Below are 16,861 nucleotides of genomic sequence, written 5' to 3'. Positions count from 1 at the left end.
TCAGATCTTTTCGCTGACTACCTGGACGTACAGCGAACGCCCGGCGCCAAGCCCCGCAAGGACGGCGCCGAGGCCGATCACGCCGAAGATCCAGCCCACGGCATTCCAGCCGCCGGTCCAGTCGTGGACGATGCCGACCGCGAATGGCCCCATGGACGCCAGCGTGTAACCGAAGCCCTGGGCCATGCTCGACAGGTTCGCCGCGACGTGGGAATCCCGCGAGCGCAGGACGATCAGGGTCAGGGCCAGGCTGAACGTCCCGCCCTGCCCCAGGCCGAGCAGGATCGCCCAGCCCCACAGGCCTTCGATCGGTGCGTAAAGGCAACCGAACAGGCCGCCGAGGGTCAGCGCCATGACGATCACGATCGCCAGGCGTTGGTCCTTGCCACGGGTGGCCAGCCACGGTGTCGCCAGTGAGCTGGCCAGTTGCACGATCACCGAACCCGACAGCACCAGGCCGGCCTGGGTCGGGGTCAGGCCGCGACCGATCAGGATCGATGGCAACCAGCCGAAGACGATGTAGGCGAGGGACGATTGCAGGCCCATGTAAAAGGTCACTTGCCAGGCCAGCGGGTCGCGCAACAAACCGCGAACCCGGTAGGCGACGTTGTGCGCGCCGTGCTTCTGGCCGACTTGCGGCAACCAGAACAGCGCCGCGACCAGTGCCGGAATCACCCAGAAACCCAGGCCCAGTGCCCAGCTTTTATCGAAGTGCTCACTCAACGGCACGGTGGCGCCCGCTGCCATGGCTGCACCCAGGCACAGGGCCATGGTGTAGACGCCGGTCATGGTGCCGGCGTGGCTGGCGAAGTCGCGCTTGACGATGCCCGGCAACAGCACGCCGATCACGCCGATGCTGGCGCCCGCCAGCACGCTGCCACTGAACAGGCCGATTTCGCCGAACGAACTGCGCAAAATAATCCCGCCAGCCAGGGTCAGGAGGATGCCCAGCACCACCCGCTCCGCGCCGAAACGCCGCGCCAGGATCGGCGCCAAGGGCGCAAACAGTCCCAGGCACAACACCGGCAAGGTCGTCAGCAAACCGGCCTGTGCAGCGGACAGGCCAAGGGATTTCGACACCTCGCTGAGCATCGGCGCCATGCTCGACAGCGCCGGACGCAGGTTCAGCGCTACCAGGATCAGGCCCAGCAACAACAGCCACGGACGGCGCAGGAGCGGATGGCTTTGCTGAACCTGCTCGTCATCGGCCTCGGCGTCGATCAGCAGCGCATCGAGCTCCGCCGTGCGTTGGGCTTCGGAGATCTGACGGTGGTCGGTCATGGTTTTCTCGGTTTCAAGGTTCATTGATCAGTTGCCTCGACAAGGCTTTGGCCCGCTCCGGGTCCTGTTGTTCGACGGCATCCAGCAACTGGATATGCAGGTCGAACACTTCCTGGCGACGCGGGGTGATGGTCAGGCAATGGCGCAACTGCGCGCCGACGACACTGGAGAAATAGCGATACAACTCGCTGAGGGTCGGGTTGTGCGCGGCGTCCACCAGACGGCGGTGGAACACCAGATCGCAGGTGATGTAGGTATCGAGATCGCCGTGATAGTGACTGCCGCTGACGCCCAGTGCTTCGCGCAAGGCCACAAGGTCTTCATCCGTCCGACGTAACGCCGCCAGGCCGACGGCCTCGACTTCGAGGATGTGCCGGGTCTCGCGGGCCTGTTCGAGGGAGCATTTGGACAACACCTTCAGCGTGTCCAGCGGATCGACCACGGCACGCAAGTAACTGCCGTCGCCCTGGCGAATCTCGATCAACCCGGAAAACGCCAACACGCGCATGGCTTCACGCACGGTGTTGCGGCTGATGCCCAGCTCGGCGGACAGCTCGGGCTCGGTGGGCAGACGCTGACCCACCACCCAGACGCCTTGATTGATGCGCAGACGCAGTTGATCCAGGGCCTGATCGACCAGGGATCGTTTTACTAGTGGAGAAATTTCAGACATAGGACTCGCCCTTTCATCCAATCATAGGATGAATTTTCCGCCATGTTAGTCAGCGTCGCGGAAGACATCAACCTGAACATCCAAACGCCATGTCGCCTGAAACGCCGCCCTGGCCAACAAGCCGGCTCCCACCGGGGTGTATGTTTCTTCGGGCAAAAATAAACCCGGCACTCAGTCCGGGTTTATTTCACAGCCAAACGTCAATCAATGCAGAATCTGGCTCAGGAACAACTTGGTCCGCTCATTCTGCGGGTTATCGAAGAAGTCGTTCGGCGCCGCCTGTTCAACGATTTCGCCCTTGTCCATGAAGATCACGCGGTTGGCCACGGTGCGGGCGAAGCCCATTTCGTGGGTCACGCAGAGCATGGTCATGCCGTCTTCAGCCAGACCGATCATGGTGTCGAGCACTTCTTTCACCATTTCCGGGTCGAGGGCCGAGGTCGGTTCGTCGAACAGCATGATTTTCGGTTTCATGCACAGGGCACGGGCGATGGCCACGCGCTGTTGCTGGCCGCCGGACAGCTGTCCCGGGAATTTGTGCGCCTGCTCCGGAATGCGTACGCGTTCCAGGTAATGCATGGCGATTTCCTCGGCCTTGCGCTTGGGCATCTTGCGTACCCACATCGGCGCCAGGGTGCAGTTCTGCAGGATGGTCAGGTGCGGGAACAGGTTGAAGTGCTGGAACACCATGCCGACTTCACGGCGAATCGCTTCGATCTGCTTGAGGTCGTTGGTCAGTTCCACGCCGTCGACCACGATGCGCCCTTGCTGGTGTTCTTCCAGGCGGTTAAGGCAGCGGATGGTGGTGGATTTGCCGGACCCCGACGGGCCGCACAAGACGATGCGCTCGCCTTGCTTGACGTTGAGGTTGATGTCTTTCAACACGTGAAACTGGCCATACCACTTGTTCACGCCCTGCATCTGAATAATGCCTTCAGGGCTCACAGGCTGTTTGATTGCTTCGCTCATCACAGAACTCCTAACGCTTGTGGCCAGTGTCCAGCTTACGTTCCAAATGCATGGAGTAGCGGGACATACCAAAACAGAAAATCCAGAACACCAGGGCCGCGAACACATAGCCTTCGGTGGCCATGCCCAGCCATTTCGGGTCGGCGGCGGCTTGTTTGACGCTGTTGAGCAAGTCGAACAGGCCGATGATGATCACCAGGCTGGTGTCCTTGAACAGGGCGATGAAGGTGTTGACGATGCCGGGGATCACCAGCTTCAGGGCTTGCGGCAGAATCACCAGGCCCATGCTGCGCCAGTAGCCGAGGCCCATCGCCGCAGCCGCTTCGTACTGACCTTTGGGAATCGCCTGCAGACCGCCGCGCACCACTTCGGCGACGTAGGCCGACTGGAACAGGATCACGCCAATCAGCGCTCGCAGCAGCTTGTCGAAGTTCATGCCTTCAGGCAGGAACAACGGCAGCATCACCGAGGACATGAACAGCACCGTGATCAACGGCACGCCGCGCCAGAATTCGATGAAGGTCACGCAGACCACGCGAATCGCCGGCATGTTCGAACGACGGCCCAGGGCCAGGACAATCCCCAGCGGCAAGGCGCCAGCGATACCGACGGTGGCGATCACCAGGGTCAGCATCAGGCCGCCCCATTGGCTGGTCGCCACCTGGGTCAGGCCGAACAAACCGCCGTGCAGCAGGAAGTAGGCAATGATCGGGTACAGCACCAGGAAGCTCAGCCCGTACACTGCTTTACGCGGGAAACGCGAGATGAACAACGGCGCCACGCCGATCACCGCCAGCCACACGGTCAGGTCCACGCGCCAGCGCAGTTCCGGCGGGTAGTAGCCGTACATGAACTGGCCGAAACGCTGCTGGATGAACACCCAGCAGGCGCCCTCCTTGGTGCAGTCGGCGCGGGTGGTGCCGACCCAGTTGGCGTCGAGGATCGCCCAGCTCAGGATCGGCGGGACCACCAGGTAGATCAGGTAGAACGCGAACAGGGTCAGCAGGGTGTTGAGCCAGCTGGAGAACATGTTCGCGCGCATCCATGCGACCACACCGATACTGCTGTTCGGCGGGGGCATGTCGGGTTTGAAAGTATGAGTACTCATGCGCTTTTCCTTACCGCTCGATCAGCGCAATGCGCTTGTTGTACCAGTTCATCAGCAGGGAAATGCTGATACTGATCGCCAGGTACACGCTCATGGTGATGGCAATGACTTCAATCGCCTGCCCGGTCTGGTTCAGCACCGTACCGGCAAACAGCGAGACCATTTCCGGGTAACCGATACCGGCCGCCAGCGAGGAGTTTTTCGCCAGGTTCAGGTACTGGCTGGTCAGCGGCGGGATGATCACCCGCAGGGCTTGCGGGATGATGACCTTGCGCAGGGTCGGACCGTTGCGCAGGCCCAGCGAGTGCGCCGCCTCGGTCTGGCCGTGGCTGACCGACTTGATGCCCGAGCGCACGATCTCGGCGATGAACGCCGCGGTGTACACGGTCAGGGCCAGGGTCAGCGCCAGCAGTTCCGGGATCAGCACCCAGCCACCAATGAAGTTGAAGCCTTGCAGCTTGGGCATTTCCCAGTGCAGCGGCGCGCCGAAGATCAGTGCGCACAACGCCGGGATTACCAGCAACAGCGCCAGGCCGGCCCAGAATTTATGGAACGGCACACCGGTCGCTTCGAAGCGTTTGGTGGCCCAGCGGCTCATCAGCACGATGGCGACGATGGCCACGACGACGCTGCCCACGAAGGGCCAGAACCCGTCCGCCATCAACGCGGCCGGCATGTTCAGGCCACGGCTGCTGACGAAGAAGGTGTCGCCGAAGTTATGGCTGTTGCGCGGCCCTGGCATGGTCAGGAACACCGCGAAGTACCAGAACAGGATTTGCAGCAGCGGCGGAATGTTGCGGAACACTTCCACGTACACCGTCGCCAGCTTGCTGATGATCCAGTTCTTCGACAGCCGTGACACGCCGACGATGAAGCCGAGGATGGTGGCCAGGATCACGCCGATGAAGGTCACCAGCAGGGTATTGAGCAGGCCGATGACAAACACTCGGGCATAGCTGTCCGATTCTGTGTAGTCGATCAGGTGTTGAGCGATGCCGAAACCGGCACTGCGCTCCAGAAAACTGAAACCGGAGGTGATGCCCCGGTGTTGCAGGTTGGTCTGTGTGTTGTCGAACAGGTACCAGCCCATCGAGACCACCGCCACAATGGTGATGATCTGAAACAGCCACGCACGCACTTTGGGATCGCTGAGGCTGAGCCTCTGCTTTGGTGCGCCGATTGAATTTTGCATGAAGTGCCCCGGATGTAATGGAACAGAACATCACCCCGCGGTTGGCCCACCGGGTGATAGAACCATCAGCGCACTGGTGGTGCGTATTGAATGCCGCCGTTGTTCCACAGGGCGTTCAGCCCGCGGTCGATTTCCAGCGGAGTGCTCTTGCCGAGGTTTTTCTCGAACACTTCACCGTAGTTACCGACCTGCTTGACGATCTGCACGACCCAGTCTTTCTTCACTTTCAGGTCTTTGCCGTATTCACCGTCGGTACCCAGCAGACGAGCGACGTCCGGGTTCTTGGTGCCCTTGGCTTCAGCTTCGACGTTTTTCGAGGTGATGCCCGCCTCTTCGGCGTTGAGCATGGCGTAACCCGTCCAGCGCACAATGGCCAGCCACTCGTCGTCGCCGTTACGCACGACCGGACCCAGTGGTTCCTTGGAAATGGTTTCCGGCAGAACCACGTAGTCCTTCGGCGAAGCCAGCTTGCTGCGCTGGGCGAACAGCTGGGATTTGTCGGAGGTCAGCACGTCGCAACGACCGGATTCCAGCGACTTGGCGCTTTCGTCGGAGGTGTCGAAGGTGATCGGGGTGTACTTCAGGTTGTTGCCGCGGAAGTAGTCGGAAACGTTCAGCTCGGTGGTGGTACCGGCCTGGATGCAGATGGTTGCACCGTCCAGCTCTTTGGCGCTTTTCACGCCGAGCTTGTTATTGACCAGGAAGCCGATGCCGTCGTAGTAAGTGATGAAGCCAGGGAATTTCAGACCCATGCCCGAATCACGGGAGCTGGTCATGGTGGTGTTGCGCGACAGGATGTCGATTTCGCCAGACTGCAGCGCGGTGAAGCGCTCTTTGGCGTTCAACTGACTGAACTTGACCTTGGTCGCGTCGCCGAAAACGGCAGCAGCCACAGCGCGGCAGTAGTCAGCATCGATGCCGACGATCTTGCCGGTCGAGTCCGGAACCGAGAAACCCGGCAGGCCATCACTGACACCGCACTGTACGAAACCTTTCTTCTGCACTGCATCCAGGGTTGCACCCGCCTGAGCGAACCCGCTGATACCGAGTACTGCGGCTGCAGTCACGATAGCCAGGGTGGATTTCAACATCTTCATTCAAACCTCCAGTTTTGCTCTTGTTGTGTCGGAGCGTGAGTCCAGTCGCACCCTTATGAGGCGTTGTCGACCCGTGTTGGCTTTTTTTGGGGTCAACCGACGTAAGACCTTAGCTATGAGTCTAGTAGGAGAAAATCCAAATCATGGACCACTCACTTCTCACCAATCGGCCGAACGGGCGGTAGCCCTTTCACGTTCGCGAAGCCCGTAGCGGCCGCTGGCGAACATCCATCACCGGATTTTTTTGCTATCCCACTGAGAACAATGGCCTGATAGTGTTACCGACAGGCGTGGGATTTTCGTACAGGCTTTCCCATAGCAAAGCCCGTACCAGACCGCTCGCTAAAGCGGTTCAGCGACAGGTCAATAGCCAAACTTGCAGCCTTGCGACATCTTCGTAACTGATCAACCAGACGCGCCCTCAGATCACGCACTCATTGAGAGCGCACGCACAACATTGGAGCAGCCATGACCGAGCCCCTGATACTCGAACCCGTCAAGCCCGCAGACGCCTGCGTTATCTGGCTGCACGGCCTGGGCGCCGACCGCTACGACTTTCTTCCGGTGGCTGAAGCGTTGCAGGAAAAATTGCTGACCACCCGCTTCGTTCTACCGCAGGCACCGACCTGCGCTGTCACCATCAACGGTGGCTACGAGATGCCGAGCTGGTACGACATATTGGCCATGAGCCCGGCGCGCGCGATCAATCGCGATCAGCTGGACGCGTCCGCAGACCGCATCATTCATTTGATCGACGTGCAGCGAGCCGTTGGAATAGACGCCTCGCGGATCTTCCTGGCAGGTTTTTCCCAAGGGGGCGCGGTGGTTTTCCACACCGCGTTTCTGAAGTGGCAGGGACCGTTGGGTGGCGTACTTGCCCTCTCTACTTATGCCCCGACGTTCAGTGAAGACCTGGAGTTGTCCGCCAGCCAGCAGCGCATCCCCGTGCTGTCGTTGCACGGCCAGTACGATGACGTGGTGCAAAACTCCATGGGTCGCACCGCGTACGAGTATTTAAAGCAGCATGGTGTCACCGTGACATGGCAGGAATACCCAATGGGTCACGAAGTGTTACCCGAGGAGATCCGCGACATCGGCGTCTGGCTCGCCGAGCGCTTGCGCTGACCCTTCGGGGAAAAAGCGCCCATTGATCCCTCCCACTACGCCGCGCCCGATTCTTGCATTACACTGGCCGGCACTTAACCTATTGATGAGATGACCGTGCTCAAAGCACTCAAGAAAATGTTCGGTAAAAGCGAGACTGAGCAGCTCGCGCCAGCCTCCAGCGCTCCGTCTCACAGCCCCGGCCACCGCACCGACGGTCATCAGCCTGGCCGGACCGCCTCCGGAGCGGCACCGAAACAGGCGTCGACACCTCTGCCGGCCGCTGCCGTTGTCGACGCCATTGCCGCCGAGCCGCTGCAAAACGAAGCCGCAAAGCCTGCCAGACCGCGTCGTGAGCCCAAGCCGAAAGCACCGGTCATCCCCTGGAAACTCGAAGATTTCGTTGTTGCCCCCCAGGAAGGCAAAACCCGCTTCCACGATTTCAAACTGGCCCCGGAACTGATGCACGCCATCCAGGACCTCGGCTTCCCGTATTGCACGCCGATCCAGGCCCAGGTGCTGGGTTTTACCCTCGCCGGCAAAGACGCCATCGGTCGCGCCCAGACCGGCACCGGCAAAACCGCGGCGTTCCTGATTTCGATCATCACCCAACTGCTGCAAACCCCGCCGCCGAAAGAGCGCTACATGGGTGAGCCGCGGGCGCTGATCATCGCGCCGACCCGCGAACTGGTGGTGCAGATCGCCAAGGACGCCGCCGACCTGACCAAGTACACCGGCCTCAATGTCATGACGTTCGTGGGCGGCATGGACTTCGACAAGCAGCTCAAACACCTCGAAGCCCGGCACTGCGACATCCTCGTCGCCACCCCGGGCCGCCTGCTCGACTTCAACCAGCGCGGCGACGTGCACCTGGACATGGTCGAAGTCATGGTCCTGGACGAAGCCGACCGCATGCTCGACATGGGTTTCATCCCGCAAGTCCGCCAGATCATTCGCCAGACGCCGCCGAAGAACGAGCGCCAGACGCTGCTGTTCTCCGCGACGTTCACCGAAGACGTGATGAACCTCGCCAAGCAATGGACCACCGACCCGTCGATCGTCGAGATCGAATCGCAGAACGTGGCCAGCGAAAACGTCGAGCAACACATCTACGCGGTGGCCGGCGCCGACAAATACAAACTGCTCTACAACCTGGTCAACGACAACGGCTGGGAGCGGGTCATGGTTTTCGCCAACCGCAAGGACGAAGTGCGCCGCATCGAAGAACGCCTGGTGCGTGATGGCGTCAACGCCGCGCAACTGTCAGGCGACGTGCCGCAGCACAAACGCATCAAGACCCTCGAAGGTTTCCGCGAAGGCAAGATCCGAGTGCTGGTAGCCACCGATGTCGCCGGTCGTGGCATTCACATCGACGGCATCAGCCACGTGATCAACTTCACCCTGCCGGAAGTCCCGGACGATTACGTGCACCGCATCGGCCGCACCGGCCGTGCCGGCGCCGATGGCGTGTCGATCAGTTTCGCCGGGGAAGACGATTCCTATCAGCTGCCGTCCATCGAGGCGCTGCTGGGTCGCAAGATCAGCTGTGAAACGCCACCGACGCACCTGTTGCGACCGGTTGAGCGCAAGCGGCCGTAAAACCAGGTCGCAATAAAAGAAACGCAGCCGGCAACGGACTGCGTTTTTTTTTGGCCTTTTTCTGGTTTGTGGCACCGACCGCTGGCTCTTGTAGGAGCCAGCTTGCTGGCGATGGTGGCTAACGATAACGCGTGCTGCCTGAATAAACGCGGCGCCCTTGAGGCCATCGCCAGCAGGCTGGCTCCTACAGGCATTGCGTTGATTGCGGGCAAACCTTTTTGCAACAGATGCTTGCTCGATAAAACTAAAAGTCCATAATAGACAAATTAGTTTACTTCCAGCTCCCGGAGCCGACCATGCCCAGTACGCCTTACGTGATCACCCAACCCCAGGCCCGCGAACTGCTGGCGCAAGTCGACGTGCCGCAGACCCTGCGCAAACTGTTCCGCGACCTGGCCGCCGGGCAGGCTGTGCAGCCAGCACAGCAGCTGGTGGAATTTCCCAAGGCGGCCGGGGATTTCATCAACTACCTGGGCGTGCTGGCCGAAGACGGGGTTTACGGGGTCAAGACCTCGCCGTACATCGTCCGCGAGCAAGGCCCGCTGGTGACCGCATGGACCTTGCTGATGTCGATGCAGACCGGCGAACCGCTGCTGCTGTGCGATGCCGGCGAACTGACCACTGCACGTACCGCTGCGACCACTGCTGTCGCGGTCGATGCCCTCGCCCCCCTGAACGCCCAACGCCTGGCGATCATCGGCAGCGGCAAGGTGGCGCTGGCACATTTGCATTACGTCAAAAGCGTGCGCGACTGGCAGAGCATCCAGTTGTTCTCGCCGAACCTGAGTGAACTAAGCCCTGAAGCCTTGGCCGAGATCAAAAACCTCGATCCGCGGCTGACGCTGGTCGACTCGCGGGAAGCCGCCGTGGAGGACGCCGACGTGATCATGCTGTGCACCTCGTCCGCCGGCCCGGTGATCGATCCGTCCAGCCTGAGCAAACCGGCGCTGATCACGTCCATCAGCACCAACGCGCCGCGCGCCCACGAAGTGCCGCCGCAGAGCCTGCATGACATGCAGGTGTTCTGCGACTATCGTCTGACCACTCCGGGTTCGGCGGGTGAAATGTTGATTGCCGGTGAACAGCATGGCTGGGATCCGCGCTCGATTGTCGGCGACCTGCCGGACCTGCTCAGCGAAAAGGTCCAGCGTCCCGCTTATGACCGGCATGTGTTCTTCCGCTCGATCGGCCTGGGCCTGGAAGACATCGCGCTGGCCAATGCGATCTACCGCCTGAACCGCTAACCCGCTCCCACAGGGTTCCGCTACATCAATGCCATTGCGCCCTTTCAGGAGACATGCATGAGCCAGGCAGATTTCATCATCATCGGCGGCGGGATTGCCGGCGCTTCCACCGGTTTCTGGCTATCGCCGCATGCGCGGGTGATCGTCCTCGAACGGGAATCCCATCCGGCCTATCACTCCACCGGACGTTCCGCCGCGCTGTACACCGCCGCCTACGGCACACCGCAGGTTCGGGCCTTGACCCAGGCCAGCCGGGATTTTTTCGACGCGCCGCCCGCCGGTTTCTGCGAGCACCCGTTGCTGACTCCGCGCGGCGAGATGACGGTGGACTTCACCGGCGACCCGGCCGAATTGCACAATCAATACCTCAGTGCCAAAGCCACGGTGCCGGAGATGCAATTGCTCAGCGCCGACGAGGCCTGCACGCGCCTGCCGATCCTGCGCCGGGAAAAAGTCCACGGCGCGATCTACGATCCGACTGCCAGCGACATCGACACCGACGCCTTGCACCAGGGTTACTTGCGCGGCATCCGCCGCAACAAAGGTGAAGTGCATACCGACACTGAAGTATTGAGCCTGACGCGCGATGCCGAGGGCATGTGGCAGGTGCAAACCAACGGCCAGGTGTTCAGCGCGCCGGTGATCATCAACGCCGCCGGCGCCTGGGCCGACAAGGTCGGCGAACTGGCCGGCGCCAAGCCACTGGGCCTGCAACCCAAGCGCCGCGCGGCGTTCATCTTCGCCGGCCCCGAGGGCGTGGACATCCACCATTGGCCGATGCTGGTCAGCCTCGACGAGTCGTTCTACATGAAGCCCGATGCGGGGATGTTCCTTGGCTCGCCGGCCAACGCCGACCCGGTGGAACCTCACGACGTGCAGCCCGAAGAACTGGACATCGCGATGGGCATCTACCAGATCGAAGAGGCCACCACCCTGACGATTCGACGCCCTACGCGCACCTGGGCCGGCTTGCGCAGTTTTGTCGGCGACGGTGATTTGCTGTCCGGTTTCGATCCGCAAGTGCCGGGCCTGTTCTGGGTCGCGGCGCAAGGTGGCTACGGCATCCAGACCTCGCCGGCCATGGGCCAGGCCAGCGCCGCCCTGGTGCGCGGTGAAGCGTTGCCCGAACCCCTCACGCGCTTTGGCCTGAATGCCGGAATGCTCTCCCCGAAGCGCCTGGGTTGACCGGCGTCCTCAGGTGACGTGTCGACACGATTGCGGCAAACTTCCAGCGCCCTTTTTTGCAGGGCGCTGACGCTGCCTGGAGCTCCATTGTATGAACGCACCTGTTAAAGACCCGGCCCTGGATAACTTCCGCGCGATTGCCGATGCCATCGCCACGTTGTTTTTCCCCCACGCCGAGGTGGTGCTGCACGATCTGCGCACGCAGAAGATCGATTACATCGCCAACAACCTGTCCAAACGCGAAATCGGCGATGACGCCGCGCTGGAGGACATGCTCAGCGATGACATCAGCGATCGAAACATCGGGCCGTATGAAAAGCTGAATTGGGACGGTCAGAAGATTCGCAGCCTGAGCAGCGTCCTGCGCGACAGCGACGGTCATCCGCTGGCGCTGCTGTGCATCAATCTGAATATTTCGTTGTTTGAAAATGCCAAGGCGGCGCTGGACCTGTTCCTGTCGCCGAGCAAGCTGATCCCGCAACCGGATTCACTGTTTCGCGACGACTGGCAGGAACGGATCAACACCTTCCTCCATGGCTGGTTGCGCGAACGGCAGCTCAGCCTGAACCTGCTGACCCGCGACCACAAACGCGAACTGGTCCTGGCGCTGCACGCAGAAGGTGCCTTCAAAGGCAAAAGCGCCTCCAACTACGTGGCGAACGTGCTGAACATGGGCCGGGCGACGGTGTACAAGCACCTGAAAGAATTGAAAGGCTGATACGCGCTTCTCGCGATGGTTCTGAACACTTGCGGTGATCGTTCGACCGCCATCGCGAGCAAGCTCGCTCCTACAGTGGATCTGCGGGTTATTCGAGCGCAGAGGCCGGGCCGAAGAACTCGTAGCGGCTCTGCTTCTCAGGTACGCCCAACGCTTTCAGGTGACGCTTCACCGCCGCCATGAATCCTTTAGGCCCCAGGAAGTACGCATCCAGATCGCGTTGCTGCGGCAACCACTCGCCCAGTTGCTCCTCGCTCAAGAAACCCACCTTGTGCGCCGCCGGGCTGACGCCGTCATCCTCGGCATAGCAGTAGAAGCGCTTGAGTTGCGGATGGCGACCGGCCAGCTCCTCGATCCAGTCGCGGAAGGCGTGGACGCTGCCATTGCGTGCGCAGTGGATAAAGTGCACCGGCCGCTCGGTTTCCAGCGCCGCTTCGAGCATCGCCAGGGTCGGGGTGATGCCGACGCCGCCGCTGATCAGCACCAACGGCTTGTCGCTGGCGGTCAGGGTGAACTCGCCCGACGGCGGGAACAGCTGGATGCTCGAACCGACAGGCAACTGATCGTGCAAATGGTTGGAGGCACGGCCACCGTGTTCACGCTTGACGCTGATGCGGTACTGGCCTTTGTTCGGCAAGGCCGACAGCGAATAGTTACGACGAATTTCTTCGCCATCGACGGTCAGTTTCATGCCGATGTACTGACCCGGCTCCGCTGCGAGGATCGGACCTTTGTCAGCCGGCTCAAAGTAGAACGAGGTGATTTCCGCGCTCTCTTCAACCTTGGCCGCGACAATAAATTCCCGCGCCCCGCGCCAGCCGCCCGGTGCCTGTTCTTTCTGATCATAAATGCTGGTTTCCGCACCGATCAGAATGTCGGCCAGTTGGCCGTAAGCCGCGCCCCAGGCGCTCATGACTTCCGGCGTGGCAATCTCGTCGCCCAGCACTTCGGAAATCGCCCGCAACAGGCAGCTGCCGACAATCGGATAGTGTTCCGGCAGAATCTGCAGGGCCACGTGCTTGTTGATGATCTTGGCCACCAGGTCGCCCAACTGGTCGAGCTGATCGATGTGCCGCGCATACATCAACACGCCGTTCGCCAAGGCGCGGGGCTGGTCACCGCTGGCCTGGTGGGCCTGGTTGAACAGCGGGCGGACTTCCGGGTACTCGGAGAGCAGCATGCGGTAGAAATAAGTGATCAGGGCTTCACCACCGCTTTCCAGCAGGGGCACAGTGGATTTGACGATGGCACGGTCTTGAACGCTAAGCATGGGTAAATCCTCGGGGTTTCCAGTTGACTACCCTATACTTATCATTTTCCGTGCCAGCTATTTAAACCTTATAAATCAACAAGTTAAAAACAATATAGTCATAAAGACACAGCCTGGCTTATAGTCATCCCGACTACATGGAGTCACTATGACTGCAAAATCGCTGCTCACCACCTTGCTTCCCCTGGTCTCGGACCTGTCCCGCGAACTCCCCGAAGGCGAACGCTATCGGCGCCTGCTCGAAGCCATGCGCGCCCTGCTCCCCTGCGACGCTGCCGCGCTGCTGCGCCTCGACGGCGACTGGCTGGTGCCGCTGGCCGTCGACGGCTTGAGCACCGACACCCTTGGCCGGCGCTTCAAGGTCAGCGAACACCCGCGCTTCGAAGCGCTACTCAGCAGCCCCGGCCCGACCCGTTTCGCCGCCGACAGTGAGTTGCCCGACCCTTACGACGGACTGGTGGATGGCCTCGACGATCACCTGGAAGTCCACGACTGCATGGGTTGCCCGCTGTTTATCGACGAGCGTCCATGGGGCCTGCTGACCCTCGACGCCCTCGATCCGGAACGTTTCGAACCCATCGAGCTGGACGCCCTGCAGGCCTTCGCCAGCCTCGCCGCCGCCACGGTCAATGCCGCCGAACGCATCGAGCGGCTGGCCAATCGCGTCGAGGACGAACATCAACGCGCCGAGCTGTACCGCCAGGCCAGCGGCCAGCAGAATCGCGAGATGATCGGCCAGAGCAAAGCCCTCAAACGCCTGGTGGAAGAAATCAGCCTGGTGGGTGGCAGCGACCTGACCGTGCTGATCACCGGCGAAACCGGGGTCGGCAAGGAACTGGTGGCCCAGGCGATTCACGCCGCCTCGTCCCGCGCCGACCAGCCGATCATCAGCCTCAACTGCGCGGCACTGCCAGACACCCTGGTGGAAAGCGAACTGTTCGGCCATGTACGCGGCGCCTTTACCGGGGCGACCAGCGACCGCCGCGGCAAATTCGAACTGGCCAACGGCGGCACGCTGTTTCTTGATGAAGTCGGCGAGCTGTCGTTGACCGTGCAGGCGAAATTGCTGCGCGTTCTGCAAAGCGGTCAGCTGCAACGGCTGGGATCGGACAAGGAACATCAGGTTGACGTGCGGCTCATCGCCGCGACCAACCGTGACCTCGCCGAAGAAGTGCGCAGTGGCCGCTACCGCGCCGATTTTTATCACCGCTTGAGCGTCTACCCGTTGTTGGTGCCAGCGCTGCGCGATCGTGGGCGGGACGTGCTGCTGCTCAGCGGTTTCTTCCTCGAGCAGAACCGTTCGCGCATGGGCCTCAACAGCCTGCGCCTGACCAGCGACGCCCAGGCTGCGCTGCTCGCCTATGACTGGCCGGGCAACGTGCGGGAACTGGAGCACTTGATTGGCCGCAGCGCGCTGAAAGCGCTCGGCCGCTGCAAGGAGCGGCCGAAGATTCTCAGCCTGGGCGCGGCGGACCTCGATCTGCCCAACGCCAGCGTTGATGTGGCACCCGAACAACTCAGCGCCGCGCCGGTGGCTTTGGTGTCCGGGGATTTGCGTGAGGCGACGGAAAATTATCAACGGCAGTTGATCGGCGCTTGCCTGGAACGTCACCACAACAACTGGGCGAGTGCGGCGCGTGAGCTAGGCCTGGACCGGGCGAACCTTGGGCGGATGGCCAAGAGACTCGGTATGAAGTGAGGCCCCTTCGCGAGCAAGCCCGCTCCACTGGGGATTTTCGTCTTGCACATACGTTGTGCTCGCCGAAGATCCAATGTGGGAGCGGGCTTGCTCGCGAATACGTTCTACCATTCACCGGAAATCCTAAAGCCTGCCCCCATCAAGTCGATAACCCGGCATCGATAGCTGTTGGCGATCCTCGCGGTCGCCCATCACCTTTTCCACAGAAGGTTTTTATGTCCACCACCAAAGCCCGCGCAGACTCACTTTCGCTTCTGCTGTTTACCTTGCGCAGCGGCAAGCTGATGGCGATCAACCTGCTCAAAGTCAGTGAAATCATCCCCTGCCCGCCGCTGACCAAACTGCCGGAGTCGCATCCCCACGTCAAAGGCATCGCCACCCTGCGCGGCGCCTCGTTGTCGGTGATCGACCTCAGCCGTGCAATCGGCGAGCGACCGCTGGAAGACCCGAACGGTGGCTGCCTGATCGTCACCGACGTCAGCCGCTCGAAGCAGGGCCTGCACGTTCAAGCCGTGAGCAAGATCGTCCATTGCCTGACCACCGACATCCGCCCGCCGCCCTTCGGCTCCGGTGGCGTGCGCTCGTACATCACCGGCGTGACCTCGGTCGACGGCACGCTGGTGCAGGTGCTGGACATCGAAAAAGTCATCCACGGCATCGCCCCGGCACAGATCGAAATGGCCCCGACCGAGTTGAGCATGGAAGACGCCGAAGTGCTCGGCAACGCGCGCATCCTGGTGGTCGACGACAGTCAGGTGGCCTTGCAGCAATCGGTGCATACCCTGCGCAACCTCGGCCTGCAATGCCACACCGCCCGCAGCGCCAAGGAAGCCATCGACTGCCTGCTGGACCTACAAGGCACGGCGCAGCAGATCAACCTGATCGTCTCGGACATCGAAATGTCGGAGATGGACGGCTACGCTTTCACCCGTACCCTGCGCGAAACCCCGGACTTCTCGCACCTGTACGTGTTGCTGCACACCTCGCTGGACAGCGCGATGAACAGTGAAAAAGCGCGCCTGGCCGGGGCCAACGCGGTACTGACCAAGTTCTCCTCGCCGGAGCTGACCAAATGCCTGATCGACGCGGCCAAGGCGGTCGCCGAACAGGGACATTGAGTTTGGCCGAGGTATTTTGTTTTCTGATGCGGCGCAACCTGGCGGAGGATGTGCCCGTGATCACCTGGCCTGAGGGCGTCTGCGTGCATGCCTACGGGCCTGAACTGGCCGAAGAGGTTCATCGATTGATGGAACTCGGTTACCAGGACGGCGGCGGTCGCGTGCCTGCGCTGGACGTCTGGCAACAACGGTTCGAGACCGATCCCGAATACGATCCCTCACTGTGCTTCATTGCCCAGGATGCCGAGGGCATCGTCGCCGTGTGCCAGTGCTGGACCAGTGCCTACATCAAGAATCTGGTGGTGCATCCGCGGGCTCGGCGACTGGGATTGGGTCGTGCGCTGCTGCTGAATGCGTTCCAGGTTTTTCAACAGCGGCGCGAAGGGTTTGTGGATCTGAAGGTGCTGGAAGATAACGTTCGGGCGCAGCGATTGTATGAGCGGGTCGGGATGTATGTGGTCCGGCGGGAGCTGGTTCCAGCCTGATAAATCGCTTTCGCGAGCAGGCTCGCTCCCACCGCAGTACTCGGTCCACTGTGGGAGCGGGCTTGCTCGCGAAGAGGCCGACACATTCAACCTCATATCATCAGGCATACTCGGCCAAA

At 61.4% G+C, this 16,861-nt stretch carries 15 protein-coding genes; 8 read left to right on the top strand and 7 right to left on the bottom strand.

Annotated elements, in window-relative coordinates; translation table 11 throughout:
• From NTD84_RS12535 to NTD84_RS12510, 6 genes are all read right to left on the bottom strand, one after another.
• Nucleotides 1–1,305, bottom strand: a complete 1,305-nt coding sequence (locus NTD84_RS12535) for a CynX/NimT family MFS transporter (protein WP_262165768.1) — start codon at nt 1,303–1,305, stop codon at nt 1–3.
• Nucleotides 1,295–1,954, bottom strand: coding sequence for a FadR/GntR family transcriptional regulator (locus NTD84_RS12530; RefSeq protein ID WP_262165766.1), 660 nt, complete (start codon nt 1,952–1,954; stop codon nt 1,295–1,297). Before NTD84_RS12530 ends, NTD84_RS12535 begins: the two co-directional genes overlap by 11 nt.
• A gap of 204 nt (nt 1,955–2,158) precedes the next feature.
• Nucleotides 2,159–2,923, bottom strand: coding sequence for an amino acid ABC transporter ATP-binding protein (locus NTD84_RS12525; RefSeq protein WP_010444394.1), 765 nt, complete (start codon nt 2,921–2,923; stop codon nt 2,159–2,161).
• 10 nt (nt 2,924–2,933) lie between these two features.
• Entirely contained in the window at nt 2,934–4,031 is a 1,098-nt protein-coding gene (locus NTD84_RS12520; protein ID WP_262165764.1) for an amino acid ABC transporter permease, read from the bottom strand.
• A gap of 10 nt (nt 4,032–4,041) precedes the next feature.
• Complete coding sequence (locus NTD84_RS12515) at nt 4,042–5,223, bottom strand: amino acid ABC transporter permease (RefSeq protein ID WP_262165762.1); 1,182 nt, start codon at nt 5,221–5,223, stop codon at nt 4,042–4,044.
• A gap of 65 nt (nt 5,224–5,288) precedes the next feature.
• Nucleotides 5,289–6,320, bottom strand: a complete 1,032-nt coding sequence (locus NTD84_RS12510; protein WP_262165760.1) for an amino acid ABC transporter substrate-binding protein — start codon at nt 6,318–6,320, stop codon at nt 5,289–5,291.
• Between the two features lie 468 nt (nt 6,321–6,788).
• Here NTD84_RS12510 and NTD84_RS12505 point away from each other — a divergent pair, with 468 nt between their 5' ends.
• The 5 genes from NTD84_RS12505 to NTD84_RS12485 all read left to right on the top strand — a co-directional run bounded on the left by NTD84_RS12505 (nt 6,789) and on the right by NTD84_RS12485 (nt 12,170).
• On the top strand, nt 6,789–7,445 hold the full coding sequence (locus NTD84_RS12505; protein ID WP_262165759.1) for an alpha/beta hydrolase: 657 nt from the start codon (nt 6,789–6,791) through the stop codon (nt 7,443–7,445).
• A gap of 90 nt (nt 7,446–7,535) precedes the next feature.
• Nucleotides 7,536–9,023: an ATP-dependent RNA helicase RhlB gene (gene rhlB / locus NTD84_RS12500; protein ID WP_262165757.1), complete on the top strand. Its 1,488-nt coding sequence runs from the start codon at nt 7,536–7,538 to the stop codon at nt 9,021–9,023.
• A gap of 296 nt (nt 9,024–9,319) precedes the next feature.
• Nucleotides 9,320–10,267 carry an ornithine cyclodeaminase family protein gene (locus tag NTD84_RS12495; protein ID WP_262165755.1) on the top strand — a complete coding sequence of 316 codons (948 nt, stop codon included), beginning with the start codon at nt 9,320–9,322 and terminating at the stop codon, nt 10,265–10,267.
• A 57-nt stretch (nt 10,268–10,324) separates the two neighbouring features.
• Entirely contained in the window at nt 10,325–11,452 is a 1,128-nt protein-coding gene (locus NTD84_RS12490; protein WP_262165754.1) for an NAD(P)/FAD-dependent oxidoreductase, read from the top strand.
• A 91-nt stretch (nt 11,453–11,543) separates the two neighbouring features.
• Nucleotides 11,544–12,170, top strand: a complete 627-nt coding sequence (locus NTD84_RS12485; protein WP_262165753.1) for a transcriptional regulator — start codon at nt 11,544–11,546, stop codon at nt 12,168–12,170.
• Between the two features lie 88 nt (nt 12,171–12,258).
• Here NTD84_RS12485 and hmpA read toward each other — a convergent pair whose 3' ends face one another.
• On the bottom strand, nt 12,259–13,440 hold the full coding sequence (gene hmpA / locus NTD84_RS12480; protein ID WP_262165750.1) for an NO-inducible flavohemoprotein: 1,182 nt from the start codon (nt 13,438–13,440) through the stop codon (nt 12,259–12,261).
• Nucleotides 13,441–13,588: 148 nt separating this feature from the next.
• Here hmpA and norR point away from each other — a divergent pair, with 148 nt between their 5' ends.
• The 3 genes from norR (at nt 13,589) to NTD84_RS12465 (ending at nt 16,742) form a co-directional block, all read left to right on the top strand.
• Nucleotides 13,589–15,139, top strand: a complete 1,551-nt coding sequence (norR, locus tag NTD84_RS12475) for a nitric oxide reductase transcriptional regulator NorR (protein ID WP_262165748.1) — start codon at nt 13,589–13,591, stop codon at nt 15,137–15,139.
• 215 nt (nt 15,140–15,354) lie between these two features.
• Nucleotides 15,355–16,257 carry a chemotaxis protein CheV gene (locus NTD84_RS12470; RefSeq protein ID WP_262165745.1) on the top strand — a complete coding sequence of 301 codons (903 nt, stop codon included), beginning with the start codon at nt 15,355–15,357 and terminating at the stop codon, nt 16,255–16,257.
• 26 nt (nt 16,258–16,283) lie between these two features.
• Nucleotides 16,284–16,742 carry a GNAT family N-acetyltransferase gene (locus NTD84_RS12465; RefSeq protein WP_262165911.1) on the top strand — a complete coding sequence of 153 codons (459 nt, stop codon included), beginning with the start codon at nt 16,284–16,286 and terminating at the stop codon, nt 16,740–16,742.
• The last annotated feature ends 119 nt before the right edge of the window (nt 16,743–16,861 follow it).

The sequence above is a fragment of the Pseudomonas sp. 14P_8.1_Bac3 genome (assembly GCF_025466085.1).
Lineage (GTDB): Bacteria > Pseudomonadota > Gammaproteobacteria > Pseudomonadales > Pseudomonadaceae > Aquipseudomonas.
Note: the sequence above shows the minus strand (reverse complement) of the source record. Positions and strands in the feature narration are given on the sequence as shown.

What these genes read in the sequence shown, in the direction of transcription:
- NTD84_RS12535 (WP_262165768.1), bottom strand. Translation starts at nt 1,305, where the DNA reads ATGAACCTTGAAACCGAGAAAACCATGACCGACCACCGTCAGATCTCC.
- NTD84_RS12530 (WP_262165766.1), bottom strand. Translation starts at nt 1,954, where the DNA reads ATGTCTGAAATTTCTCCACTAGTAAAACGATCCCTGGTCGATCAGGCC.
- NTD84_RS12525 (WP_010444394.1), bottom strand. Translation starts at nt 2,923, where the DNA reads ATGAGCGAAGCAATCAAACAGCCTGTGAGCCCTGAAGGCATTATTCAG.
- NTD84_RS12520 (WP_262165764.1), bottom strand. Translation starts at nt 4,031, where the DNA reads ATGAGTACTCATACTTTCAAACCCGACATGCCCCCGCCGAACAGCAGT.
- NTD84_RS12515 (WP_262165762.1), bottom strand. Translation starts at nt 5,223, where the DNA reads ATGCAAAATTCAATCGGCGCACCAAAGCAGAGGCTCAGCCTCAGCGAT.
- NTD84_RS12510 (WP_262165760.1), bottom strand. Translation starts at nt 6,320, where the DNA reads ATGAAGATGTTGAAATCCACCCTGGCTATCGTGACTGCAGCCGCAGTA.
- NTD84_RS12505 (WP_262165759.1), top strand. Translation starts at nt 6,789, where the DNA reads ATGACCGAGCCCCTGATACTCGAACCCGTCAAGCCCGCAGACGCCTGC.
- rhlB (WP_262165757.1), top strand. Translation starts at nt 7,536, where the DNA reads ATGACCGTGCTCAAAGCACTCAAGAAAATGTTCGGTAAAAGCGAGACT.
- NTD84_RS12495 (WP_262165755.1), top strand. Translation starts at nt 9,320, where the DNA reads ATGCCCAGTACGCCTTACGTGATCACCCAACCCCAGGCCCGCGAACTG.
- NTD84_RS12490 (WP_262165754.1), top strand. Translation starts at nt 10,325, where the DNA reads ATGAGCCAGGCAGATTTCATCATCATCGGCGGCGGGATTGCCGGCGCT.
- NTD84_RS12485 (WP_262165753.1), top strand. Translation starts at nt 11,544, where the DNA reads ATGAACGCACCTGTTAAAGACCCGGCCCTGGATAACTTCCGCGCGATT.
- hmpA (WP_262165750.1), bottom strand. Translation starts at nt 13,440, where the DNA reads ATGCTTAGCGTTCAAGACCGTGCCATCGTCAAATCCACTGTGCCCCTG.
- norR (WP_262165748.1), top strand. Translation starts at nt 13,589, where the DNA reads ATGACTGCAAAATCGCTGCTCACCACCTTGCTTCCCCTGGTCTCGGAC.
- NTD84_RS12470 (WP_262165745.1), top strand. Translation starts at nt 15,355, where the DNA reads ATGTCCACCACCAAAGCCCGCGCAGACTCACTTTCGCTTCTGCTGTTT.
- NTD84_RS12465 (WP_262165911.1), top strand. Translation starts at nt 16,284, where the DNA reads ATGCGGCGCAACCTGGCGGAGGATGTGCCCGTGATCACCTGGCCTGAG.